Source organism: Streptomyces sp. NBC_00203 (genome assembly GCF_045206325.1).
Taxonomy (GTDB): domain Bacteria; phylum Actinomycetota; class Actinomycetes; order Streptomycetales; family Streptomycetaceae; genus Streptomyces; species Streptomyces lutosisoli.
The window spans coordinates 3,882,283-3,905,930 of the sequence record NZ_CP108126.1; the positions used below are offsets into that span (position 1 = coordinate 3,882,283).

Annotated in this window: 19 protein-coding genes; 7 read left to right on the forward strand and 12 right to left on the reverse strand. The window is 71.2% G+C overall.

Annotation, left to right across the window (positions count from 1 at the left end):
- Positions 1-74: 74 nt before the first annotated feature.
- The 3 genes from OG975_RS17495 to OG975_RS17505 form a co-directional block, all read right to left on the reverse strand.
- Complete coding sequence (locus tag OG975_RS17495; RefSeq protein ID WP_406330199.1) at positions 75-887, reverse strand: peptidoglycan-binding protein; 813 nt, start codon at positions 885-887, stop codon at positions 75-77.
- Positions 888-1,166: 279 nt separating this feature from the next.
- Entirely contained in the window at positions 1,167-2,186 is a 1,020-nt protein-coding gene (locus OG975_RS17500; protein WP_406330201.1) for an esterase-like activity of phytase family protein, read from the reverse strand.
- A gap of 81 nt (positions 2,187-2,267) precedes the next feature.
- A complete protein-coding gene (locus tag OG975_RS17505; RefSeq protein ID WP_406330203.1) occupies positions 2,268-3,191 on the reverse strand; it encodes a serine hydrolase in 924 nt (307 codons plus the stop codon).
- Between the two features lie 224 nt (positions 3,192-3,415).
- Between OG975_RS17505 and OG975_RS17510 the strand changes: the two genes are divergently transcribed.
- On the forward strand, positions 3,416-5,719 hold the full coding sequence (locus tag OG975_RS17510) for a glycosyltransferase family 39 protein (protein WP_406330204.1): 2,304 nt from the start codon (positions 3,416-3,418) through the stop codon (positions 5,717-5,719).
- Positions 5,720-5,917: 198 nt separating this feature from the next.
- A complete protein-coding gene (locus OG975_RS17515; RefSeq protein ID WP_406330205.1) occupies positions 5,918-6,721 on the forward strand; it encodes an endonuclease I family protein in 804 nt (267 codons plus the stop codon).
- A gap of 62 nt (positions 6,722-6,783) precedes the next feature.
- Here the strand turns inward: OG975_RS17515 and OG975_RS17520 are convergent, their stop codons facing one another.
- Genes OG975_RS17520 through OG975_RS17530 form a run of 3 tightly spaced genes read right to left on the reverse strand, consistent with a single transcriptional unit; the run spans position 6,784 to position 10,949 of the window.
- On the reverse strand, positions 6,784-8,469 hold the full coding sequence (locus OG975_RS17520; RefSeq protein WP_406330206.1) for a thiamine pyrophosphate-binding protein: 1,686 nt from the start codon (positions 8,467-8,469) through the stop codon (positions 6,784-6,786).
- Positions 8,466-9,434 (reverse strand): agmatinase, encoded by a 969-nt coding sequence (gene speB / locus OG975_RS17525; protein WP_327428900.1) that lies wholly within the window; start codon positions 9,432-9,434, stop codon positions 8,466-8,468. The genes OG975_RS17520 and speB overlap by 4 nt, the downstream gene beginning before the upstream one ends.
- Before the next feature lie 51 nt (positions 9,435-9,485).
- Entirely contained in the window at positions 9,486-10,949 is a 1,464-nt protein-coding gene (locus OG975_RS17530; RefSeq protein ID WP_406330207.1) for a sodium:solute symporter, read from the reverse strand.
- 204 nt (positions 10,950-11,153) lie between these two features.
- Between OG975_RS17530 and OG975_RS17535 the strand changes: the two genes are divergently transcribed.
- A complete protein-coding gene (locus OG975_RS17535; protein ID WP_406330208.1) occupies positions 11,154-12,674 on the forward strand; it encodes a PucR family transcriptional regulator ligand-binding domain-containing protein in 1,521 nt (506 codons plus the stop codon).
- Positions 12,675-12,846: 172 nt separating this feature from the next.
- Here OG975_RS17535 and OG975_RS17540 read toward each other — a convergent pair whose 3' ends face one another.
- Positions 12,847-13,188: a DUF5713 family protein gene (locus OG975_RS17540; RefSeq protein WP_406330209.1), complete on the reverse strand. Its 342-nt coding sequence runs from the start codon at positions 13,186-13,188 to the stop codon at positions 12,847-12,849.
- Positions 13,189-13,347: 159 nt separating this feature from the next.
- Between OG975_RS17540 and OG975_RS17545 the strand changes: the two genes are divergently transcribed.
- Positions 13,348-14,136, forward strand: a complete 789-nt coding sequence (locus tag OG975_RS17545; RefSeq protein ID WP_406330211.1) for a phosphatase — start codon at positions 13,348-13,350, stop codon at positions 14,134-14,136.
- 206 nt (positions 14,137-14,342) lie between these two features.
- Here OG975_RS17545 and OG975_RS17550 read toward each other — a convergent pair whose 3' ends face one another.
- The 5 genes from OG975_RS17550 to OG975_RS17570 form a co-directional block, all read right to left on the reverse strand.
- Positions 14,343-15,041: a maleylpyruvate isomerase N-terminal domain-containing protein gene (locus OG975_RS17550; protein WP_406330212.1), complete on the reverse strand. Its 699-nt coding sequence runs from the start codon at positions 15,039-15,041 to the stop codon at positions 14,343-14,345.
- 118 nt (positions 15,042-15,159) lie between these two features.
- Positions 15,160-16,131 carry a cation diffusion facilitator family transporter gene (locus OG975_RS17555; protein WP_406330213.1) on the reverse strand — a complete coding sequence of 324 codons (972 nt, stop codon included), beginning with the start codon at positions 16,129-16,131 and terminating at the stop codon, positions 15,160-15,162.
- Between the two features lie 43 nt (positions 16,132-16,174).
- On the reverse strand, positions 16,175-17,047 hold the full coding sequence (gene tesB / locus OG975_RS17560) for an acyl-CoA thioesterase II (protein WP_406330214.1): 873 nt from the start codon (positions 17,045-17,047) through the stop codon (positions 16,175-16,177).
- Positions 17,048-17,082: 35 nt separating this feature from the next.
- Positions 17,083-18,240, reverse strand: a complete 1,158-nt coding sequence (locus OG975_RS17565) for an acyl-CoA dehydrogenase family protein (RefSeq protein WP_327428906.1) — start codon at positions 18,238-18,240, stop codon at positions 17,083-17,085.
- A gap of 102 nt (positions 18,241-18,342) precedes the next feature.
- The gene (locus OG975_RS17570; protein ID WP_327428907.1) at positions 18,343-18,933 is read right to left on the reverse strand and encodes a TetR/AcrR family transcriptional regulator; all 591 of its coding nucleotides are present in this window, start codon (positions 18,931-18,933) and stop codon (positions 18,343-18,345) included.
- Between the two features lie 86 nt (positions 18,934-19,019).
- Here OG975_RS17570 and OG975_RS17575 point away from each other — a divergent pair, with 86 nt between their 5' ends.
- Genes OG975_RS17575 through OG975_RS17585 form a run of 3 tightly spaced genes read left to right on the forward strand, consistent with a single transcriptional unit; the run spans position 19,020 to position 23,645 of the window.
- Positions 19,020-20,636 (forward strand): carboxyl transferase domain-containing protein, encoded by a 1,617-nt coding sequence (locus OG975_RS17575; protein WP_406330216.1) that lies wholly within the window; start codon positions 19,020-19,022, stop codon positions 20,634-20,636.
- 13 nt (positions 20,637-20,649) lie between these two features.
- Positions 20,650-22,692, forward strand: a complete 2,043-nt coding sequence (locus OG975_RS17580) for an acetyl/propionyl/methylcrotonyl-CoA carboxylase subunit alpha (protein WP_406330218.1) — start codon at positions 20,650-20,652, stop codon at positions 22,690-22,692.
- Positions 22,689-23,645, forward strand: coding sequence for a hydroxymethylglutaryl-CoA lyase (locus tag OG975_RS17585; protein ID WP_406330220.1), 957 nt, complete (start codon positions 22,689-22,691; stop codon positions 23,643-23,645). Before OG975_RS17580 ends, OG975_RS17585 begins: the two co-directional genes overlap by 4 nt.
- Positions 23,646-23,648 lie beyond the last annotated feature (3 nt).

Here is a 23,648-nt window from a genome sequence, read left to right on the forward strand (position 1 = left end):
GAGGGAAGCGGATTTCATCCCTCCGCAACAAAGAGGGGGAAGTGCGGGGGACCTACGGGAGGGGGTGGGGGGTGTCAGGTACGCAGCGCCTGCCAGGTCCGGGGGTCGACGACTCCGGTTTCGGGCAGGTGGGCCTGCCGCTGGAAGCTCTGGATCGCGTGCCGGGTGTGGTTGCCGTAGGCCCCGTCGACGTCTCCGGTGTCGATCCCGTGATGCTTGACCAGGCACTGCGCCTCGACCACCGGCCAGCCGCCCGCGCCCTTGGCCAGCCGTTCGGTGCGGGTGGTGCTGTAGCCCGCGCCGTTCCGTCCCGCCGCGTCCCGCTCCACCGTGCAGGCGTAGGTGCGGCCCGCGACGAAGGTGTAGGTGCCGGGGCCGGACGGTGCCCGGTCGGCCGACGTGGCGGTCCCCTGCGCCCCGCCGCTTCCGGGTGTGCCGCTCAGGGCCAGGTAGTGCTGCCCGCCCAGCAGGACCGCGGCGGTGAGCAGGCTCGACAGCACGCCGGAGACGAGGGCGGTGCGCCAGCGGGCGGGTTCGGTGGCGGGAGCGGGCGCGAGGAGGACGTCACCGACCTCGGTGACCGGGCCGGTGGGACGTGCTGCCGGGCGCTCGTCCACGGCGACCGACCGCTCCTGTAGCGCCGCCGCGCGCATCGCGACCAGCCGTTCCGGGGCGATGCCGCAGAGGCGGGCGAAGGCCTGGAGCGCGGGCTCCGGCGGCAGGGACCGGCCGTTCAGATAGCGGTCCCAGGAGGATTTGCTGTACCCGGTCCTGGCGGCCAGCACGGCGAGGCTCAGCCGGTGGCTGTCCTTGTGTTCGCGCAGTACGGCGACGAGTTCCCTGCCCCTCGGCGCGAGCGTGCCGGGCGGTTCCTTCCACCGGGTCACTGTTCCCTCCAGCTTCCTGTGAGGGGGCAGGATGCCAGAACTCCCTGTGCTCATCGCCGCACTCCCCGTACCGGCCGTCCCGCCCGTCCCATGACCACCTCACACCGCAGGGCCGCGCCGCTGGTCAGCGGTGGTGCGGAAAGTGGGACGGATCAACTGCCGTGACGCCGTGGACGGGACACCGCGGGATGGAAGAGGGTCGGACCGGCAACCTCACGCGTGCAAGCTGCCGGGTCCGCGCTTCCACGGGGGAAGGGCGGGCCCGGCGCCGTTCTCAGGTCACGGCAGGCGCGCGGTGAGGCGGTAGAACCGGGTCGTCTGTACGGCGTTCTGGTTGTCGTCGCTGACCAGAAGCAGGCTCAGGCGGCCGTGCGCGTGGCCCGTGACCGCGAGCCCCTCGATGTTGTCGAGGAGCGGATTGGGCTGGGGCTGCTTGGCGGTGGCTCCGAGGGACGGGCAGTCGGCGATGTCGGCGAGGAGGGTCTTGCGGGCGAGCCGTACACCGTCCTGGCCGGTCAGGTTGTCGATGCCGCTCGTGTCGGTGGCGTGGCGGAGGTCGGCCACGTACAGCCGGACCGTGTTGCCGACGCCGGAGGTGAAGCCGCGCTCCAGGACGAGGAGGCGGCCGTCGGGGGTCGCGGCGACCTCGGGGACACCGAGCCCGGCGTCGGTGCGGTAGGCGTACTGGGCGGCGAGTTCGAAGTGCGTGCCCTTCCGCTCCCAGGTCTGGAGGCGGACGATGCCGGTGCTGTCACCGGAGATCGCGTACTCCATCGAGGCGAGCAGGGTGTGCCCGCCGGGCAGCAGGGTCAGGCCCTCGAAGGTCTGGTTCGAGGTGGCGCGGCCCGCCGGGGCGACCTTGAGCGCGTCCGGCACGGGGAGGCGGTCGAGGATGCGGCCGTCGCGGGAGTAGCGGCGTATGGACGGCTCGGTCTCGGAGGTGACCAGACGGGTGCCGTCTCGGTCGACGACCAGCCCCTCGGAGTCGAGGGCGGCGCCGTTCTCGTCGGCGAGCGGGACGACGCTCGTGGGCTGAAGCGTGGTGCGGTCCAGGGTGAAGAGCGAGGACCGGTCGGAGAGCGCGGCCAGCTGCCCGTCGCGGTCCACGGCGAGCGCGGAGAGGTTGCCGACGAACGTGCCCTCGTACGTCGTCTTGTCGAGCGTGTCGGAGAAGCTCTGGAGGGAGACGGCGGGCGAACAGGCGTTGCTGCTCAGGGCGTTGGCGGGCCCGGCGGCGGTCAGGGTGGTGGCCGCCGCCAGGCCGGCGGTGACGGTGGCGAGTACGGTTCTCAGGCGCATGCGGTCACGCTAGGACGCGTCGATGACCCGGGGGCGGACTCGCCGTGAATCACAGGGAGTTCAGCGCTGAGCGGTCCCGGTTCAGTCGGTCGGCACGGCCGGGAACGCCTCGCGCGGGGTGCTCGTCGGCGTGTACCGCTGGACGCTCGTGGTCACCGGCACGAGGTCCTTGTGGATGGCCTTGGCCACGCCCTGGATGGTGGCGACGCCGTAGTCCATGGTGCTGTTCCCGTGGGTGAGCACGGAGATCATGTAGTCGTGGCCGCCGCCGTTGAAGGTGCCGAGGCTGTGCACCCGCCAGCCGTGCGTGGACCGCGACAGCCAGCCGTTCTTGACGTGCACGGCCACGGAGGAGGGCGCCCCCGCCGGCGTACCCCAGCGCTGCGAGGAGATGACCTTGCCCATCAGCTTCAGGATGTACGCGCGGGAGTTGTCGCTCAGCACGGAGTTCTTGGCGGTGACGAGGGCGAGCAGCTTCTGCTCGTCGCGGACGGTGATCTGGGTCAGGCCCCAGTAGCCGCCCGTGCCCGGCACGGTCTGGGTCATCCCGGCCGCGGTCAGGAAGCCCTTGATCTTGGTCATGCCGAGCTGCTTCCACAGGGTGGTGGTCGCGCTGTTGTCGGACTTGGTGATCATGGCGGTGGCGAGGGTGGTCTCGCGGTCCGTGAGATACCGGTTGTGCTTCTTGGCGTCCCACAGCAGCGTGGCGAGAACGGTCACCTTGACGACACTCGCCGAGTCGAAGGCGGTGCTGCTCCGCAGGGTGCACTTGGTGTTGGTGCTGCGGTCGTAGAGGCCGACCGCGATCGTGCCGGTGCGGTTCGCGAGCGCCGCGGTGATGTCCTTCTGCAGCTTGGCGGCCAGCCCCGCCTTGTCCGACGTACAGCTGACCTGCGGTGCCGTCGCCGCGGCAGCGGGCGCCGCGGCCACCGCGAACGGCACGATCACGCCGGCACCGAGGCTCGCTGCGAGCACACGGGTACCCCGGGATATCCGGTGAGTCATGGAGGCTTCCCATCCCCTTGAACCGATACGAACGCGCCACGGGCGCGCTCGCCACAGTTGACTCACAGGGGTGGCCGAAAGTTGTACGTGTGTTCCCAGGAGGGGAGTTCCGCCCGCGGTGCGGCGCACCGGGCCGGCGTTCTCTTACCCGTATCTCATCCATCCACAGCCTGCGCCCAGGCAGGGCACAGCCCGTGCCCATCGGCCGTCTGCATGGTGCACTGGTGACATCTGCCACCGACCCACTGTCCCCGGCCCCCGTTCCCACCGAGGCCCCCGGCGCACCGGCCGCCGAGCCGCCCGAGGGGCCGTCCCCCACACCCGCCGCACCGCGCTGGTCGCTCCCCGCGCTGATCGCGATTCTGGTGCTGGCCGCGGCGCTGTACTCCTGGAACCTCTCCTCGTCCAGCCTGAACAGCTTCTACAGCTCGGCCGTGTTCAGCGGTACGCAGAGCTGGAAGGCCTGGTTCTTCGGCTCGCTCGACGCGGGCAACTTCATCACGGTCGACAAGCCGCCGTTCGCGCTCATGATCATGGGTCTGTCCTGCCGGGTCTTCGGTTTCGGCACCTGGCAGATGATGGCGCCGATGATCGCGGCCGCGCTCGGCACGATCTGGATCCTGCACTCCTCGGTGAAGCGGGTCTTCGGCCACGCGGCGGCGACCGTGGCCGCGCTCGTCCTCGCGCTGACCCCGATCACCGTCGCCATCAACCGTGACAACAACCCGGACACCCTGCTCGTCCTGCTGATGGTCGCGGGCGCCGCCCTGGGCCTGCGGGCCACCCGCGACGGCAAGTTGCTGCCGCTGCTCGGCTCGGCGGTGTGCTTCGGGCTCGCCTTCAACACCAAGATGCTCCAGGGCTACATCGCGCTGCCCGCCGTCTTCGCCGTCTACCTGCTGGCGTCCAAGCTGGGCTGGGCGAAGAAGGCCCGCAACCTGCTGCTCGCGGCCGTCGCCCTGGCGGTCTCCAGCTTCTGGTGGGCCGCGGCCGTCTCGCTGGTGCCCGCCGACGACCGCCCGTACATCGGCGGTTCGACGGACGGCTCCGCCTGGGACCTGATCATGGGCTACAACGGCCTGGGCCGGGTCCTCGGCGGCGAGGGCAACGGCGGAGGCGGCGGGGGTGGCGGAGGCGGCACCTTCGCCGGTACCGCGGGCCTCGGCCGGATGTTCAATGACATCCTCGGCGGCCAGATCTCCTGGCTGCTCCCCTTCGCGGGCATCGCCCTCGTCGGCGGCCTGGTGCTGTGCGGCCGCGCCCCGCGCACCGACCTCACGCGCGCGTCCCTGGTGCTGTGGGGCGGCTGGACCGTGTTGCACTTCCTGACGTTCAGCATGGCCGAAGGCACCATGCACCCGTACTACACGACCGCGCTCGCCCCCGGCATCGCGGTCCTCACCGGCGCGGGTGGCGTGATGCTCCTTCGCGCCTTCCGCGGCGGTGACGTGCGCTGGTCCTGGGTGCTGCCCGCCGGGCTCGCGGTCACCGGCGCCTGGGCGGTCGTGCTGCTGCGCCGGGCCTCCGGCTGGAACACCTGGCTGTGGCCGGCCATCGCGGTGGTCATGGTGCTGGCGGTCGTGGGCCTGTTCGTCTTCCGCTCCGGCAACCGGGGCCGGCTGCTCACCGCGTCCATCGCGGCAGCGGTCGTGGCCGCGCTCGCCGGCCCGACGGCGTACGCCGTGACACCGGCCGCGTCCAGCGGCTCGGGCGGCGGCATGGGCGGCACCAACCCGACGGCGGGCCCGTCCACCGGCGGCGGCATGGGCGGCGGCCCCGGCGGCAACCGGGGCGGCTTCGGCGGCGGCAACAACGGCGGTCCCGGCGGCACCCAGCAGGGCGGCGGCCAGGCGAGCGGCGAGATGCCCGGCGGCGGCGAGGCCCCCGGCGGGATGACGCCCGGTGGCGGCGGCACCGGTGAGCTGCCGCAGGGCGGGGCACCGAGCGGCGCGCCCAGCGGCCAGCAGGGCGGCACCAACGGAGAGTTCCCCAGCGGCGGCACGGCTCCCGGCGGCGAGAACGGTACGGCCCCGGGCGGTACCGGCGGCACGGGCGGTCCCGGCGGAGGCGGTGGCGGCATGGGCGGCGGCGGTGGCATGGGCGGCACCACCAGCGCCGCGCTGGTCTCGTACCTGGAGAAGCACCAGGACGGCGCCACCTGGCTGCTCGCGGTGTCCAACTCGCAGAGCGCGGGCCAGCTGATCCTCAGCACCCACAAGCCCGTCATCTCCATGTGGGGCTTCACCGGCTCCGACAAGGCGATGACGCTCGCCAAGCTCAAGGAGCTGGTGAAGAAGGGCGAGTTGCACTACATCCAGCTCGGCGGCGGAGGCATGGGCGGCAACAGCACCCTCAACTCGCAGATCACCGCCTGGGTGGAGAAGAACGCCACGGCGGTGAAGGCGAGCGCGTACGACAAGTCCGCTTCCTCGTCGACCGGTTCGAGCTCCGGCGCCAGCTCCAGCTCCAGCTCCAGCTCCAGCTCCAGCTCGACGCTCTACCGGCTGGACCCGTCGGACGTCAGCTGACGCGGGCGCAGGTAAACGGCCAACGACCCCCGACCACCCGGTCGGGGGTCGTTTTGGTATATCAACTCGCGTAGACACGGGGCGATTTGCCGGTTCAGGACATCTGATGGACACGTTCAATTTATTTACAGGTACACATGTCCATGTCACGCTCCCGGTTATCCGCTTCATTCAACCCGCGTAGAACGGACACCCCCGATGCCCGCCACGCACATACGCCGCTGGAAAACGCTGGCGCTGACCACCTCCGCGGTGCTCGTCGGCCTCACCATGCCGGCGGTGACCGCGACCCCCGCGAGTGCCACGACCACCGCGTACGACTCGACGTATTACGCGAACGCGGTCGGCAAGACCGGGACGAGCCTGAAGTCCTCGCTGCACACCATCATCAGCAGCCAGACCAAGATCTCGTACTCGGCGGTCTGGAACGCGCTGAAGGTCACCGACCAGGACCCGAACAACAGCAGCAACGTCATCCTGCTGTACAGCGGTGTCTCGCGTGCCAAGACCCTCAACGGCGGCGACGTGGGCGACTGGAACCGTGAGCATGTGTGGGCGAAGTCCCACGGCGACTTCGGCGAGGTGACCGGTCCCGGCACGGACCTGCACCACCTGCGCCCCGCGGACGTGCAGGTCAACAGCACCCGCGGCAACCTGGACTTCGACAACGGCGGCAGCACGGTCACCAACGGCGGCGGCAGCCTCGTCGACTCCGACTCCTTCGAGCCGCGCGACGCGGACAAGGGCGACGTGGCCCGCATGATCCTCTACATGGCCGTGCGCTACGAGGGTGACGACGGCTTCGCCGACCTTGAGCCCAACGAGAAGGTCGGCAACGGAAGCAACCCGTACATCGGCAAGCTCTCCGTGCTCAAGGAGTGGAACGAGGAGGACCCGCCGAGCGCGTTCGAGGAGAACCGCAACCAGGTCATCTACAACACCTACCAGCACAACCGCAACCCGTTCATCGACCACCCGGAATGGGTCGAAGCGATCTGGTAGGCCTGCCCGACGGGCGGTGAACTCCCTCTGGATCGGGGGGAGTTCACCGTCGCCTTCGGTGGTCAGCCCAGGTGTGTCGGCGCGAACATGCGCAGCACGGCCGGGAGTACGACGACCGAGGGGCCGGGGGCGGACAGGGCCTTGGCCAGGTCCTCCTCCAGGGTCTCGGGGGTCGTACGGACTCCCGGCACCCCGAAGGACTCCGCCAGGGCGACGTAGTCGGGGCGGGAGAGTTCGGTCGCCGTCGCCTGCCCGAAGGCGTCCTCCATGTACTCACGGAGGATTCCGTAGCCGCCGTCGTCGACGATCAGCCAGGTGACGTTCAGGTCGTACTGCCGGGCCGTCGCCAGCTCCGCGATTGAATACAACGCGCCGCCGTCACCGGAGACCGCCAGAACCGGGCGGGAGGGGTCGGCGGCCGCCGCGCCCAGCGCCGCCGGGAAGCCGTAGCCGAGGCCGCCCGCGCCCTGGGCGGAGTGCATGGTGTTCGTCCCGCGCGGGTCGAAGGCCGACCACGCCCAGTACGCCAGGATCGTCATGTCCCAGAAGGACGGCGAGTCGGACGGCAGGGCCCGGCGGACGGACGCCAGCACGTCCTGTTCCAGGGTGAGTTCCTGGGAAGCGATGCGCTCGCCGACCTTCGTCAGGACGGTGCGCACGCGGTCCTCGGCCGTCGGGTCCGGGCGCTCCTCGACCGTCTCCAGGAGCGCCTGGAGGGCGAGTCGGGCGTCCGCGTGGATGCCCAGCGCCGGGTGGTTCGACTCCAGCTTTCCGAGGTCGGCCTCGATCTGGACGACCCGGCCGCGGGGCTTGAACGTGTGGTAGTTCGAGGAGAGTTCACCGAGGCCCGAGCCGACGACCAGGAGTACGTCGGCGTCCTCCAGGAAGTCCGTGATGTGGCGGTCCTCCAGCCAGGACTGGAGGGACAGCGGGTGCTCCCAGGGGAAGGCACCCTTGCCACCGAAGGTGGTGACGACGGGGGCGTTCAGCTTCTCGGCGAGCCGGCGCAGCTTTCCGGAGGCGTCCGCTCGTACGACACCGCCGCCGGCGATGATCGCGGGGCGGGCCGCGGACGACAGCAAGTGGGCGGCCACGGCGGTCAGTTCAGGGCGCGGGACGACGTCCTCGGGGGTCGCGTCCATCGCCGTCACCATCGGCAGGTGGGTCTCGGCGAGGAGGACGTCCTGGGGGATCTCCACCCACACCGGGCCGTGCGGGGCCGTCAGCGCCGACTCCCAGGCCGCCGCGATCGCCGACGGGATCTGCGACTGCGTACGGACCGTGTGAACCGACTTCACCACGCCCCTGAACGAGGCTGCCTGGTCGGGGAGTTCGTGCAGATAGCCGTGCCTGCCGCCGCCCAGTCCCGCCGTGGGGATCTGGCTGCTGATCGCGAGGACGGGGGCGGAGGCCGCCGCCGCCTCCTGGAGCGCGGCGAGCGAGGTCAGCGCGCCCGGGCCCGTCGACAGCAGCAGCGGGGCCGCCTCACCGGTGATCCGGCCGTACGCGTCCGCCGCGAACCCGGCGTTGTTCTCGACGCGCAGGCCGACGTACTGGAGCGAGGACCGGCGCAGGGCGTCGAACATGCCCAGCGCGTGCTGGCCGGGCAGGCCGAAGACGGTTGTCGCGCCGAGACCGGAGAGGGTCTCCACGACCAGGTCTCCGCCGTTGCGGCCGGGGGGCGGGTTGAGCGCGGCCTCCGTCTGTGCTGCCGACGGGCGGAGAACCAGGTCGTGGTCGTGAGTCACTTCGCGCGAGCCTCTGCAATCTGGCGGGACATGATCGTGGTCAGTTCGTACGCCGTGTGGGACGCGGCGACGGCGGTGATCTCGGCGTGGTCGTACGCGGGGGCGACCTCGACGACGTCCGCGGAGACCAGGTTGCAGGATGACAGGCCCCGCAGGATCTCCAGGAGTTCGCGCGAGGTCATGCCGCCCGCCTCCGGCGTACCCGTGCCGGGGGCGTGCGCCGGGTCCAGGCAGTCGATGTCGATGGAGATGTAGAGCGGACGATTGCCGATGCGCTGGCGCAGCTGGTCGGCGACCTCGTCGGCGCCGCGGCGGTAGATGTCCGCCGAGGTGACGATGCCGAAGCCCATCTTCTCGTCGTCGGTGAGGTCCTGCTTGCCGTACAGCGGGCCGCGGGTGCCGACGTGAGAGAGCGCGGAGGTGTCGAGGATGCCCTCCTCGACCGCGCGGCGGAAGGGGGTGCCGTGCGTGTACTCGGCGCCGAAGTACGTGTCCCAGGTGTCGAGGTGCGCGTCGAAGTGGAGCAGCGCGACCGGGCCGTGCTTCTTGGCGACGGAGCGCAGGAGCGGGAGCGCGATGGTGTGGTCGCCGCCCAGCGTCATCAGGCGGGCGCCGGTGCCGAGCAGCTCGTCGGCCGCCGCCTCCACCGTCTCCACGGCCTCGTTGATGTTGAACGGGTTCGCCGCGATGTCACCGGCGTCCGCGACCTGCGCGAGGGCGAAGGGTGAGGCGTCCTGCGCCGGGTTGTAGGGCCGCAGCAGCCGGGACGCCTCGCGGATCGCGTTGCCGCCGAAGCGGGCGCCCGGCCGGTACGAGACGCCGGAGTCGAACGGCACACCGACCACGGCGACGTCGGCGGTGCCGACCTCGTCGAGGCGCGGCAGCCGGGCGAAGGTCGCGGGACCCGCGTACCGCGGGATGCGGGACGAGTCGACAGGGCCGCGGGGCGTCTCGTTGCTGCTCATGGAATAGCCTTCTTTCTTACGCTTCGTCGCGTATGTACATCTGATACGACTCTACTGGTGCACCGGGGTCGGCTCGGACAGGGGTTCGGCGGCGGTCCGGCCCGCGAGCCGCTCCCGCCAGGCGGCCAGCACGGCCGCGTCGGTCGCGGGCGTGGCCAGCGAGACGACGACGTACGCGGCCAGCGAGGACAGCAGGCCGTAGTAGACGGGCTCGTTCGCGAGGATGCCCTGCGTGGCCATGAGGCCGATGACCGCGAGGCCGCCGACGACGACGGAGGCGAGCGCGCCCTGCGCGGTGCCGCGCTTCCACAGCAGTCCGCCGAGGATCGGCACGAGCAGTCCGCCGACGAGCAGGTTGTACGCGACGGTCAGGGCCTCGACGACGTTGTTGAGCGCGACCGCCGTACAGATCACCGCGACACCCATGATCAGGATGAAGACACGGTTGCCCTTGACCTCGTCGTGCTCCTCACCGTCGCGCTTCATCGCCCCGCGCAGCTTCGACCAGATGTCGTTGTTGGCGACGGTGGCGCAGGCGATGAGGGCACCGGAGGAGGTGGACATCACGGCGGCGAGGGCGGCGGCGAGCACCAGTCCCCGTACGCCGACCGGGAGTTGGTCCTTGACGATGGTCGCGAAGGCGGTGTCGGTGCTGGGCAGCTTCGGGTAGAGGACCTTGGCCGCCGTCCCGATGACGGCGCCGGCGAGGGCGTACACCAGGCAGTAGGTACCCGCGACGGTGCCGCCCCACTTGGCGGTCTTGTCGCTGCGCGCGGTGAACACGCGCTGCCAGATGTCCTGCCCGATGAGCATGCCGAACGTATAGATCAGCACGTAGGTGAAGATCGTCTCGCCGCCGATGCCCAGCGGGTCGAAGTACTCGGTGGGCAGCTTGGCCTTCATCTCGCTGAACCCGCCGGCCTTGATGACGGCTATGGGGAGCAGGAGCAGCAGCACACCGACGGTCTTGACGACGAACTGCACCATGTCGGTGAGGGTGATCGACCACATGCCGCCGAGCGTCGAGTACGCGACGACGATCGAGCCGCCGAGGACGATCGCGAGCGTCCGGTTCATGTCGAAGAGGACGTCGAAGATCGTGGCGTACGCGATGGTCGAGGTGACCGCGAGCATCAGGGTGTACGCCCACATGACGACGCCGGAGATGACACCGGCCCGGCCGCCGTAGCGGAGGTCGAGCATCTCGGAGACGGTGTAGACCTTCAGGCGGGCGATGCGGGCGGAGAAGAAGACGGAGAGGGCGAGGAGCCCGAGGCCGATGGTGAACACCATCCAGGCGCCGGAGAGCCCGTACTGGTAGCCGAGCCCGACGCCGCCGATGGTGGACGCGCCGCCGAGGACGATGGCGGCCATGGTGCCGGAGTACATCACGGGCCCGAGGCGCCGCCCCGCGACGAGGAACTCGCTCTTGGACTTGGCGCGGCGCATGCCCCACCAGCCCATGGCCAGCATGCCGGCCAGATAGACGACGATCACTGTGTAGTCGACGGCCATGTGGGGCCCTCCTTCGCGCACTCTCGGTGGCGTGTCGTGCAGATGGATCGGGGGACGCGGCCGGGAGCGGTGACTGGCCCGGCCGGGAGACCGGCAGCGGATCGCGGGGACATACGCCCGTACCCGCGGCTGCCGACGGCACTGACATTAGGTGGCCGGAAGACGACTCTGAAGTGTACGTTTCATCCACTGTCGCCGAACCGGATGGAGGAAATGCCCACCATGCCGGACGCATCCACCCCACCAGTCCCGCCTGTCCCACCTGTACCGCCCACCCCGCCGGTCCCGCTCTCGGCGCTGCTGGCCCGGGAGGACCTGGGCCTGCGCCAGATCGCGGGCCCGTCCGCCCCGGACACGGTGATCCACTGGGCGCACACGTCGGAGATGGCGGACCCGTACCCGTATCTGCTGGGCGGCGAGCTGCTGCTGACCGCCGGGGTCCACGTCCCCGAGGCGGCGGGCTCGGGCACGTACTTCGACGACTACGTCTCCCGGATCGTGGCGGCGGGCGGCGCGGCCCTCGGCTTCGGCCTGGCCCCGGTCCACGACACGGTTCCGCGCGCGCTGGTCGCGGCCTGCGACACGTACGGGCTCCCGCTCCTGGAGGTCCCGCCCCAGACGACGTTCTCGGGCGTGGCCCGGGCGGTCTGGCAGCTGATGGCCCAGGCCCGCCTGGCGGAGCTGCGCCGCGTGACGGAGGCCCAGCAGAGCCTGGCGGCGGCCGCGGCTCGCCCGGATCCGGTACCGGCGGTGCTGCGGCAGCTGGCCCAGCGGGTGGCGGGCTGGGCGGTGCTGTACGGGCCGGACGGGGTGGAGCTGGCGGGGGCGGGGAGGGTAGCGGACGCGTCCACCGTGGAGGCACTCGCCGAGCTGGCCGCTGTCGTGCGGCCCCGGGAGGGGAAGGGAGCCGGTCCCTCGTCGGCCACGGACACCGTCGGCGGCGTCCACCTCGCCGCCTACGCGCTCGGCGCCGGGCAGGGCTTCGTGCTCGGGGTCGGGGCGCCACGCCGTGACCCGGGTGACCACACCATCGCCTCCGTCGCCGCCGTACTCCTGTCCCTCCTCACCGGGGAACACCAGAGCGGCAGCGGGGCGGCACGGTCGGCGGCGCTGGTGCGGCTGCTGCTCGGGGCCGCGCCGGAGGATGTGGCGCCCCTCCTCGGCGGGGAGCGATGGGTCGTCGTCCACGCCCGCCCCGCCGGGGACGGCCCCGCGCCGGACGCCGTCACCGCGTCCGCGCTGGGGGCGGCGCTGGGCTCCGCGCTGGTCGACGCGGGCGGCGACGTCGTACGCGTCCTCGTCCCCGGCGACCGCGAGCCCACCGCACAGGCGGGCTGGACCTGCGGAGTCAGCGCGCCCGTCGCCCCGCACGAGTGGGCGGCCGCCGACACCCAGGCGGCCCGCGCCCTGGCCCGCGCCCGCGCGACCCGGGCACCCCTGGTCCGCCACGGCGAACGCCCCGCCCTCGCGGACCTCGTCCCCCCGGCCGACGCCGAGGCCCACGCCCGCACCCTCCTCGCCCCGATCTCCACGACCCCGGCCCTCACCGAGACCCTCCGCACCTGGCTCTCCCTGCACGGCAGTTGGGACCGCACGGCGGTGGCACTGTCGGTCCACCGCAATACGGTGCGGCAACGGATCGCGCGGTGCGGGGTGTTGCTGGGGGCGGACCTCGACGATCCGGATGTGCGGATGGAGTTGTGGTTCGCGTTGCGGGAGGGGTGAGGGGCGCGCGGTCCGGCTCCGTCGGCCCGGTCCGCATCTTCCGTTTGCTCCGCGTGGTCTGCGTCGGCTGCACGGCGGAGCCGTCCGCGGCGACACCGGCCCTCCGCAGCAGGGTCAGTACGGACAACACGGCGTCGGCTGTCACCACTTGGCGCAGGCCGAGCAAGCGCGGTCACCACTCCCGGGCGGCGATCAGCTCCTCCACATCGGCGTCCACGAACCCGTACGCCGAGGCCACGAACCAGAAGGCCTCCGCTATCTCCTCGCGCGCGACGGTCTCGATCTCGCTGTCCGCCGCCTCGAACTCGGCCTCCAGGGCGTTGAATTCCTCCGTCGCCGCCTCCGTGAGCACGTACAGCGCGGCCAAGTCCTTCGGCTGCTCCGTCTCGATCCGTTCGCAGAGGCCCAGCAGGATGGCCTTGCCCTTGTCGAGGACGTGGTCCGGGTAGTAGTCGTCGCCGTACAGGGCTCGCAAAAACGCGTGCTCCCGCACCTGCTGGTTCGTGATCGGCATGGTGATCCCCCGTCTCCTTCGAAGACCTCGCGAAGGACTTGCGATGAGCTGACGTGCCGATCCTGCACCACGGCACTGACAACGCGATGGCGAGTGACCCACATCCCAGCGCTCGGGACACCGGTCCCCCGAGCGGAGCGCACCGGCACAATGGGAGGCATGCCGATACCCGGGACTCCCAGCCGCGCCGAGCTTGTCGACCACCTCGTACAGACGCGTATCGCGGGCGATGTCGCCACGCCCCGCGAGAACAACCTCTCCCACTACCGCAAGCTCGCGAACGGCGACCGCAACTACTGGCTCGGCCTGGAGCTCGGTGACCGTTGGACGGACGAGCAGGATGTGCTCGCGGTGATGGCGGAGCGGTGCGGGGTGAGCGACGACCCGGAGTACCGGTACGGGCAGGACTCCATCGACCCGGAGCTGACGGTGGACGCGCTGGAGCGGGCGGCGGGGCGGCTGCGCAAGGCCGCCGACGGGGAGCAGCGGGTGCTGTTCGCCACCGGGCACCCCGGTGGGCTGCTTGATGTGCACCGGGCCACCGCCGCGGCTCTGCGTGCCGCCGGCTGCGAGATCGTCGTCATCCCGGACGGGCTGCAGACGGACGAGGGGTACGTTTTCCAGTTCGCCGATGTCGCGGTGCTTGAGCATGGTGCGACGCTGTGGCACACCCACTCGGGCGAGCCGATGCGCGCGATCCTCACCGGGCTTGAGCGCGAGGGGCGTCCGTTGCCCGACCTCGTCGTCGCCGACCACGGCTGGGCCGGCTTCGCCGGCCAACTCGGCCTCGATTCCATCGGCTACGCCGACTGCAACGACCCCGCCCTGTTCCTCGCGGAGGCCGAGGGCACGCTCCAGGTGACGATTCCTCTGGACGACCACGTGAAGAGTCCGCGGTTCTATGACCCGATGACGGCTTATCTGCTGTCCGCAGCGGGGCTGGCGTAGCCGGTTCTCGCCCCCGCCGCCCCTACCCGTCCCATCCCCCAGGGGCTCCGCCCCTTCGACCCCCTAGGTGGTTCGTTTGGCTGCGGGTGGGTGGGGGCTGGGCGCGCAGTTCCCCGCGCCCCTTCTGGGGGGCTGCACCCCCCAGACCCCCGCATCCGGCCTGAACGGCCTCGGCCTCGAACGCCGGACGGGCTAAAGATTGCGGCCTAGATCCCCGCGATCGACGCGGGGGCTCGTTCGGTGCGGGCCAGGCCCCGGATCACGGCCACCGGTCCGTGCCGGCGGACCGCCAGGCGGGACAGGAGCTCGATCACCGGGGCGGTCACGTGCTCGGGGAAGGCCGGGGTCGGCAGGGCGACGCTGTGTGCCAAGTCGTCGGCGTGGACGACGAGTTCGAGGAGGCGGGTGAGCAGGAAGTCGTCGAGGTCGAGGGACCAGTCGCCCCAGGACGTCATCCGGATCGGCCGGCCGGCGGACTCGGTGTGCAGCTCCGCCCGCAGCCGTCCGACGACGTCCCGCACGCGCGCGAGGAGCGCCTCGTGCCCATCGACGGCCGTGGCCTCGCCCCCCTTCCGGATCCGCACGTTGACCGCGCCGTCGACTCCCGCGTCCAGCCAGGTAACCCGCTCCAGGTAGTACTCCCGCAGGGACACCACCGGCTCCGTCGGCACCGGCTCCGCCAGCAGCTCCGGCAGGGCGAGCTCCTGCCAGGCGACATGCCCCGCCAGTCCCCCGACGCTGAAGTCCCGCAGCGCGCTGGGCTTCTCCCAGGCGGCGGCGACAGCGGGCTCCGCCAGCAGTGCGGCTACCGTCTCGGCGGCCTCCAGAAAGGCCTCCCGGATCCGCCCGCCACGCCAGTTCCATGTACCGCCGTCCAGGTCCACACCCACGCCCACGTCAGTCATGCCGCCCCCTCGCCCCGGTTCCGTACACGTCCGTACCTGTCCGTCATCCTGCCGCCCGCCAGGCCCTGTTCACAGATCCAGTCCCCCACAACTGGACCACTCACGACCCTCACGACCCTCACGGCCAGGGATTGAGCCCCTCCTCCCGGCGCTGGGAGTAACCCGGCGTCGGATCCAGGTACACCCGGCTCACCCCGGGGAACACCTCCCGCAGGCGCTGCTCGGCCTGTTCGCAGGCCCACTCGATCTGCGCGGCGGTCGATACGTCACGGAAGTCGACCTTGGCCGCGACCAGGGCCTCGCGCGGCCCCTGGACCAGGGTCGTCAGCTCCAGTACGGCCTCCACGTGCTCCACGGCCAGCAGTTCCTCCCGGATCCGCGCCCGCATCGGCTGGGGCAGCGGCCGCCCGATCAGCAGTTCCGCGTTGGAGCGGCCCAGCACCCAGGCGACGTACAGCAGGAGTGCGCCGATGCAGAGCGACGCGATGCCGTCCCAGACACCGGAGCCGGTGAGCTGGCCGCCCAGCAGGCCGCCCGCGGCGAACAGCAGGCCGACCAGCGCGGCCGAGTCCTCCATGACGACGGCCTTCACGGCGGTGTCCGGCGTATGGCGGAGGTAGCGCTTGAAGGGTGCCCCGAGGCGCGCCGCCTCGCCGCGTGCCTGGCGGACGCCGGTCCGCAGGGAGTAGCCCTCCAGGAGGAAGGCGACCGCAAGCACGATGTAGGAGATCAGCGGGTCGCCCAGTTCCTCGCCCGCGACGAGGGTGTGGATGCCGTCGTAGATCGAGAACACCGCGCCGCCGACGAAGGTCGCCACCGCCGCGAGCAGCGCCCAGATGTAGCGCTCCGGGCCGTAGCCCAGCGGATGGTCCTCGTCCGCCGGTTTCTCGCTGCGCTTCAGCGCGGTGAGCAGCAGGACTTCGGTGACCGTGTCGGCCACCGAGTGCGCGGCCTCGGAGAGCATCGCGCTCGATCCGCTGATGACGCCCGCGACCGCCTTCGCCACCGCGATCCCCAGATTGGCGAAGGCGGCGACGATCACCGTGAAGGTGCTCTCGCCGCCGCCGGATTCCCGCGCTGCTTCAGCCATGCCTCAGTTTTACCGAGGAACGCGGACCACGCCCTGCCGGGTCCTATCGAGGAACGCGGACCACGCCTTCCTGGATGACCGAGATGGCCAGCCGGCCGTCCTGCGTGTAGATGCGGGCCTGGCCGAGGCCCCGGCCGCCCGAGGCCGAGGGCGACTCCTGGTCGTACAGCAGCCATTCGTCGGCGCGGAACGGGCGGTGGAACCACATCGCGTGGTCGAGGGAGGCCCCGACGACGTCGCCGGTCACCCAGCCGCCGCGTCCGTGCGCGAGCAGGATGGAGTCGAGGAGCGTCATGTCGGAGACGTAGGTCGCGAGGACGACATGGAGAAGAGGGTCGTCGGCCAGTTTGCCGTTGGTGCGGAACCACACCTGGGAGCGCGGCTCGCGGACCTCGCCGACCGTGCCGTACGGCGGCGCGTCGACGTAGCGCAGGTCGACGGACTCGCGGGCCTCCAGGAGGCGCTCCACGACGACCGGGTCGGAGATGACGTCGGCGTACAGCGGCAGCAGTTCGGCGGCCGTGGGCAGCGTCTCCGGGTCGGGCGCGGGCGGCATCTCGGCCTGGTGCTCCATGCCCTCCTCGTACACCTGGAAGGACGCGGAGAGGTGGAAGATCGGCTGGCCGTGCTGGACCGCGACCACCCGGCGCGTGGTGAAGGAGCGGCCGTCGCGGATGCGGTCCACGGAGTACACGATGGGCGCGCCCGGGTCCCCCGCACGCAGGAAGTACGCGTGCAGGGAGTGGGCGAGACGGTCCTCGGGGACCGTGCGCCCCGCGGCGACCAGTGCCTGCGCCGCCACCTGTCCGCCGAAGACTCGGGGGACGACGGCGGAGCGGGACTGGCCGCGGAAGATGTCCTGCTCGATCCGCTCGAGGTCGAGCAGATCGAGCAGTGACTGAAGTGCCTGACTCATACCGTCAGTTGTATCGTGAACTTTTTTCGCGGACCTTACAGGCCCATGTCCTTGGCGATGATCGACTTCATGATCTCGCTGGTGCCGCCGTAGATGCGGTTGACGCGGTTGTCCGCGTACAGGCGGGCGATCGGGTACTCGTTCATGAAGCCGTAGCCGCCGTGCAGCTGGAGGCAGCGGTCGATGACGCGGTGCGCGACCTCGGTGCAGAACAGCTTGGCGCTGGCGGCCTCGGCGGGGGTCAGCTCGCCCGCGTCGAGGGCTTCCAGGGCGCGGTCGACGACGGCCTCGGCCGCGTCCACCTCGGCCTGGCAGGCGGCCAGCTCGAACTTGGTGTTCTGGAAGGAGGCGACGGCCTTGCCGAAGACGGTGCGCTCCTGGACGTACTCCTTGGCGAACCGCACCGCGGCCTTGGCCTGGGCGTAGGCGCCGAAGGCTATGCCCCAGCGCTCGGAGGCGAGGTTGTGGCCGAGGTAGTAGAAGCCCTTGTTCTCCTCGCCGAGGAGGTCCTCGACGGGCACCTTGACGTCGACGAACGCGAGCTCGGCGGTGTCGGAGGTCTTCAGGCCGAGCTTGTCCAGCTTGCGGCCGATGGAGTAGCCCTCGGACTTGGTGTCCACGGCGAAGAGGGAGATGCCGAAGCGGCGGTCCTCGGCCGTCGGGGCGGAGGTGCGGGCGCAGACGATGACCTTGTCGGCGTGCACACCGCCCGTGATGAAGGTCTTGGAGCCGTTGAGGACGTAGTGCGTGCCGTCCTCGGAGAGCTTCGCGGTGGTCTTCATGCCCGCGAGGTCGGAGCCGGTGCCCGGCTCGGTCATCGCGAGGGCCCACATCTCCTCGCCGGAGACGAACTTCGGCAGGAAGCGCTTCTTCTGCTCGTCGGTGGCGAGCATCTTGATGTACGGCAGGCCGAGCAGCACGTGCACACCGGAGCCGCCGAACTGGACACCCGCGCGCGCGGTCTCCTCGTACATCACGGCTTCGAACTTGTACGAGTCGATGCCGGCGCCGCCGAACTCCTCGTCGACACGGATGCCGAAGATGCCGAGCTCGGCGAGCTTGTAGTAGAAGTCGCGCGGCGCCTGGCCCGCGGCGAACCACTCGTCGTAGACGGGAACGACCTCGGCCTCGATGAAGGCCCGGAGGGTCTCCCGGAACGCCTCGTGGTCCTCGTTGAACACAGTACGGCGCACCGCCGCCACCTCCACCTGGGATTTCTGTCTAAGCGCTTGCTCAGATAGCAGGTTACCGGGCAGTCACGACGGTAGTCCAGAGCAACCACCCCGAGACGCTCGTCACGCCCGCGCGGCCTCGAAGGCCCCACGAGCCATCCGGTGCAGCAGCGCGGCGGTGCCCGCCCGGCCCGGCAGCGCGCCGGGGCGGCCCAGGTGCGGCGTGGAGTTCAGCAGACCGAAGACGGAGTGCACGGCGGAGCGTGCGGTGGGCTCCGTCAGCCCCGGGTAGACCTCGCGTACGACCTCCACCCACAGCTCGACGTACTGCCGCTGGAGCTGCCGTACGAGCTTGCGGTCGCTGTCCCGGAGGCGGTCCAGCTCGCGGTCGTGCAGGGTGATCAGGGGGCGGTCGTCGAGCGCGAAGTCGATGTGGCCCTCGATGAGCGAGTCGAGGAGCGCCTCGGGGTTCCCGTCGGTCTCCGCCACACGGCGCTTGCCCCCCGTGAGCAGCTGCCCGCTGATCCCCACCAGCAGCTCCGCGAGCATCGCGTCCTTGCCGGCGAAGTGCCGGTAGAGGCCGGGACCGCTGATGCCGACGGCCGCTCCTATCTCATCCACGCCGACGCCATGGAAGCCGCGCTCGGCGAAGAGCCGCGCGGCCTCCTTGAGGATCTGCTCGCGGCGGGTGGGGGCGTCGGTTCTCGTGGCCATGGAAGCAATTCTAGACAGGGAGGTTAGCGGTCGTTAACCTGAAGGAAACGCGTTAACGCTCATTAACAAGATGAGGGGACCGCAGGATGCACGAGGCACCGGAGCTGACGAGCGCGGCAGACCCCGCGTCGGAGGCCTGGCGGGCCAACGAGGCGGCACATCGCGCGCTGGGCGAGGAGCTGCGCCAGAAGCTGGCGGCGGCCCGGCTCGGCGGCGGTGAGAAGGCCCGCGCCCGGCACACCGCGCGCGGGAAGCTGCTGCCCCGCGACCGCGTGGACACCCTCCTCGACCCCGGCTCGCCCTTCCTGGAGCTGGCTCCCCTCGCCGCCGACGGGATGTACGAAGGGCAGGCCCCGGCGGCGGGTGTCATCGCCGGAATCGGCAGGGTCAGCGGGCGCGAGTGCGTGATCGTCGCCAATGACGCCACCGTCAAGGGCGGCACGTACTACCCGATGACGGTGAAGAAGCATCTGCGGGCACAAGAGGTGGCGCTCGAGAACCGCCTCCCCTGTGTCTATCTCGTCGACTCCGGAGGCGCCTTCCTGCCCATGCAGGACGAGGTCTTCCCCGACCGCGAGCACTTCGGGCGGATCTTCTACAACCAGGCACGGATGTCGGGGGCCGGGATCCCCCAGATCGCCGCCGTCCTCGGGTCCTGCACGGCCGGCGGCGCGTACGTCCCGGCGATGAGCGACGAAGCCGTGATCGTGCGCAATCAGGGCACGATCTTCCTCGGCGGCCCTCCCCTGGTGAAGGCCGCCACCGGCGAGGTCGTCACGGCGGAGGAGCTGGGCGGAGGCGAGGTCCACGCGCGCGTGTCGGGCGTCACCGACCACCTGGCGGAGGACGACGCGCACGCGCTGCGGATCGTCCGGAACATCGCCGCCACGCTCCCCGCGCGCGGACCGCTGCCCTGGACCGTGGAGCCTTCCGTCGAGCCCAAGGTGGACCCGTACGGGCTGTACGGGGCGGTGCCGGTCGACTCCCGCACCCCCTATGACGTACGCGAGGTCATCGCGCGCGTGGCCGACGGTTCGCGTTTCGCCGAGTTCAAGTCGGAGTTCGGGCAGACCCTGGTCACCGGGTTCGCCCGGATCCATGGGCACCCGGTCGGGATCGTCGCCAACAACGGCATCCTGTTCTCCGAGTCCGCCCAGAAGGGCGCCCACTTCATCGAGCTGTGCGACCAGCGCGGCATCCCCTTGGTGTTCCTGCAGAACATCTCCGGGTTCATGGTGGGCAGGCAGTACGAGGCCGGGGGCATCGCCAAGCACGGCGCCAAGATGGTCACGGCCGTCGCCTGCACGCGCGTGCCCAAGCTGACGGTGGTGATCGGCGGCTCGTACGGCGCGGGCAACTACTCGATGTGCGGCCGGGCGTACTCGCCGCGCTTCCTGTGGATGTGGCCCAACGCCAAGATCTCCGTAATGGGCGGCGAGCAGGCCGCGTCGGTCCTCGCGACCGTCAAGCGCGACCAGCTGGAGGGACGCGGCGAGTCCTGGCCGGCCGAGGCGGAAGAGGACTTCAAGGCCCCGATCCGCCAGCAGTACGAGCGCCAGGGGAACGCCTACTACGCGACGGCCCGGCTCTGGGACGACGGTGTGATCGACCCGATGGAGACCCGGCAGGTCCTGGGCCTCGCCTTGACCGCCTGCGCCAACGCGCCCCTGGGTGACCCCCAGTTCGGCGTCTTCCGGATGTGAGGGACCTCTGACCATGTTCGACACCGTTCTTGTGGCCAACCGGGGCGAGATCGCGGTCCGGGTCATCCGTACGCTGCGGACCCTCGGCGTGCGCTCCGTGGCCGTCTTCTCCGACGCCGACGCCGACGCCCGGCATGTGCGCGAGGCGGACACGGCGGTACGGATCGGTCCGGCACCGGCGGCCGAGAGCTATCTGTCGGTGGAGCGGCTCCTGGAGGCGGCGGCGCGGACGGGCGCGCAGGCCGTGCACCCGGGCTACGGCTTCCTCGCGGAGAACGCCGCGTTCGCGCGCGCGTGTGCCGAGGCCGGGCTCGTCTTCATCGGTCCGCCCGCCTCCGCCATCGACCTCATGGGCGACAAGATCCGCGCCAAGGAGACCGTGGAGGCGGCCGGGGTCCCGGTCGTGCCCGGCTCGTCCGGCAGCGGGCTCACGGACACCCAACTGGCCGACGCCGCCCGGGAGATCGGCATGCCAGTGCTGCTGAAGCCCAGTGCGGGCGGCGGCGGCAAGGGCATGCGTCTGGTGCGGGACACGGAGAAGCTGGCCGAGGAGATCGCCGCCGCCCGCCGCGAGGCCCGCGCCTCCTTCGGCGACGACACCCTCCTCGTGGAGCGCTGGGTCGACCGCCCCCGGCACATCGAGATCCAGGTCCTGGCGGACGGCCACGGCAATGTCGTGCACCTCGGCGAGCGCGAGTGCTCCCTCCAGCGCCGCCACCAGAAGATCATCGAGGAGGCGCCGAGCGTGCTCCTGGACGCCGGGACGCGCGCCGCGATGGGCGAGGCGGCGGTCCAGGCGGCCCGCTCCTGCGGCTACGCGGGCGCGGGCACGGTGGAGTTCATCGTGCCGGGCGGCGACCCGTCGTCGTACTACTTCATGGAGATGAACACCCGCCTCCAGGTGGAGCACCCGGTCACCGAGCTGATCACGGGACTGGACCTGGTGGAGTGGCAGCTCCGGGTCGCGGCGGGCGAGCGACTGCCGTACGAGCAGAAGGACATCACGCTCACGGGACACGCGGTGGAGGCGCGCATCTGCGCCGAGGACCCCGCGCGCGGGTTCCTCCCGTCCGGCGGCACGGTGCTGGCACTGCACGAGCCCGACGGCCCCGGCGTGCGCACCGACTCCGGGCTGAGCGAGGGCACGGAGGTCGGTTCGCTCTACGACCCGATGCTGTCCAAGGTCATCGCGTACGGCCCCGACCGCGCGACCGCGCTGCGCAAGCTGCGGGCGGCGCTCGCGGAGACGGTCACGCTGGGGGTGCAGACGAACGCGGGGTTCCTGCGGCGGCTGCTGGCCCATCCGGCGGTGGTGGCGGGCGAGTTGGACACGGGACTGGTGGAGCGGGAGGCCGAGGGGCTGGTCTCGGGTGAGGTGCCCGAGGAGGTGTACGCGGCGGCGGCGCTGCTGCGGCACGAGGCTCTCTCCCCCGACACGCCCCAGGGGCTTCGCCCCGGGACCCCCGAGTGGGTGGACCCCTTCTCCGTGCCCAGCGGATGGCGCCTGGGCGGCACGCCTGCCTGGACGGCGCACCACCTTCAGGTGCCGGGCCACGACCCCGTGACCGTGCGCGTGCGCGGCACGGCGGACGGCGGCGTCGAGCTGCTGCTCGACGACGAGAAGCCGCCCCTCCGGGGGGCCGTGCCCCTCACGCCGCTCCGGGGAGGGGCGACCGCATCACGGTTCACCTTCCGGCTCGACGGCGTCACCCACACCTTCGCCGCCCTGCCGTCAGGCACCTGGCTGGGCCGCGACGGCGACGCCTGGCATGTGCGCGACCACGACCCCGTGGCCGCCTCCCTCACCGGCGCCGCCCATTCCGGCGCCGACTCGCTCACCGCCCCCATGCCCGGCACGGTGACCGTCGTGAAGGTCGCCGTGGGTGACGAAGTGACCGCCGGTCAGAGCCTGTTGGTCGTCGAGGCGATGAAGATGGAGCACGTCATCTCCGCGCCGCACGCCGGGACCGTCAGCGAGCTGGACGTCACCCCGGGCACGACGGTCGCCATGGACCAGGTGCTGGCCGTCATCGCACCGCACGAGGAGGCGGAATGACCGTTCAAGGGCTGCCCATGGTCGTACCGGCCCAGGATCTCCCCGCGCGGGTGCGGATCTACGAGGTCGGCGCGCGCGACGGTTTGCAGAACGAGAAGGCGACCGTACCGACCGAGGTCAAGGCGGAGTTCATCCGGCGCCTCGCCGACGCGGGCCTGACCACCATCGAGGCCACCAGCTTCGTCCACCCGAAGTGGGTGCCCCAACTCGCGGACGCCGAGCAGCTGTTCCCGCTCGTGAGCGACCTGCCGGGCATCCATCTCCCGGTCCTCGTGCCGAACGAACGCGGGCTGGACCGGGCCCTCACGCTCGGCGCGCGGCACATCGCCGTCTTCGCCAGCGCCACCGAGTCCTTCGCGAAGGCCAACCTGAACAGGACGGTCGACGAGTCGCTCGCCATGTTCGAGCCGGTGGTCGAGAAGGCGCGCGCGGACAGGCTCCACGTGCGCGCGTACATCTCCATGTGCTTCGGCGACCCGTGGGAGGGCGCGGTCCCCATCCACCAGGTCGTCCGCGTCGGCAAGTCCCTGATGGACATGGGCTGCGACGAGCTGAGCCTCGGCGACACGATCGGCGTCGCGACGCCCGGCCACGTCCAGAGCCTGCTCGCCGAGCTCAATGAGGAGGGCGTGCCGACCAGCGCGCTCGGCGTGCACTTCCACGACACGTACGGCCAGGCGCTCGCCAACACCCTGGCCGCGCTCCAGCACGGCGTGACCACCGTCGACGCCTCGGCGGGCGGCCTCGGCGGCTGCCCGTACGCGAAGTCCGCGACCGGCAATCTCGCCACCGAAGACCTCGTATGGATGCTCCAGGGCCTCGGTATCGACACCGGGGTAGACCTCGGCCGCCTCACCGCCACCAGCGTGTGGATGGCCGGACAACTGGGCCGACCCAGCCCGTCCCGCACCGTCAAAGCGCTCGGTAAACCAACACAGCCCCACCAGGAGTGATCC

Coding starts and splice junctions, on each gene's coding strand:
- OG975_RS17580 (WP_406330218.1), top strand. CDS start 20,650: ATGTTCGACACCGTTCTTGTGGCCAACCGGGGCGAGATCGCGGTCCGG.
- OG975_RS17535 (WP_406330208.1), top strand. CDS start 11,154: ATGGAGGAAATGCCCACCATGCCGGACGCATCCACCCCACCAGTCCCG.
- OG975_RS17570 (WP_327428907.1), bottom strand. CDS start 18,933: ATGGCCACGAGAACCGACGCCCCCACCCGCCGCGAGCAGATCCTCAAG.
- OG975_RS17530 (WP_406330207.1), bottom strand. CDS start 10,949: ATGGCCGTCGACTACACAGTGATCGTCGTCTATCTGGCCGGCATGCTG.
- OG975_RS17540 (WP_406330209.1), bottom strand. CDS start 13,188: ATGCCGATCACGAACCAGCAGGTGCGGGAGCACGCGTTTTTGCGAGCC.
- OG975_RS17545 (WP_406330211.1), top strand. CDS start 13,348: ATGCCGATACCCGGGACTCCCAGCCGCGCCGAGCTTGTCGACCACCTC.
- OG975_RS17500 (WP_406330201.1), bottom strand. CDS start 2,186: ATGCGCCTGAGAACCGTACTCGCCACCGTCACCGCCGGCCTGGCGGCG.
- OG975_RS17505 (WP_406330203.1), bottom strand. CDS start 3,191: ATGACTCACCGGATATCCCGGGGTACCCGTGTGCTCGCAGCGAGCCTC.
- speB (WP_327428900.1), bottom strand. CDS start 9,434: ATGAGCAGCAACGAGACGCCCCGCGGCCCTGTCGACTCGTCCCGCATC.
- OG975_RS17515 (WP_406330205.1), top strand. CDS start 5,918: ATGCCCGCCACGCACATACGCCGCTGGAAAACGCTGGCGCTGACCACC.
- OG975_RS17575 (WP_406330216.1), top strand. CDS start 19,020: ATGCACGAGGCACCGGAGCTGACGAGCGCGGCAGACCCCGCGTCGGAG.
- OG975_RS17555 (WP_406330213.1), bottom strand. CDS start 16,131: ATGGCTGAAGCAGCGCGGGAATCCGGCGGCGGCGAGAGCACCTTCACG.
- tesB (WP_406330214.1), bottom strand. CDS start 17,047: ATGAGTCAGGCACTTCAGTCACTGCTCGATCTGCTCGACCTCGAGCGG.
- OG975_RS17585 (WP_406330220.1), top strand. CDS start 22,689: ATGACCGTTCAAGGGCTGCCCATGGTCGTACCGGCCCAGGATCTCCCC.
- OG975_RS17550 (WP_406330212.1), bottom strand. CDS start 15,041: ATGACTGACGTGGGCGTGGGTGTGGACCTGGACGGCGGTACATGGAAC.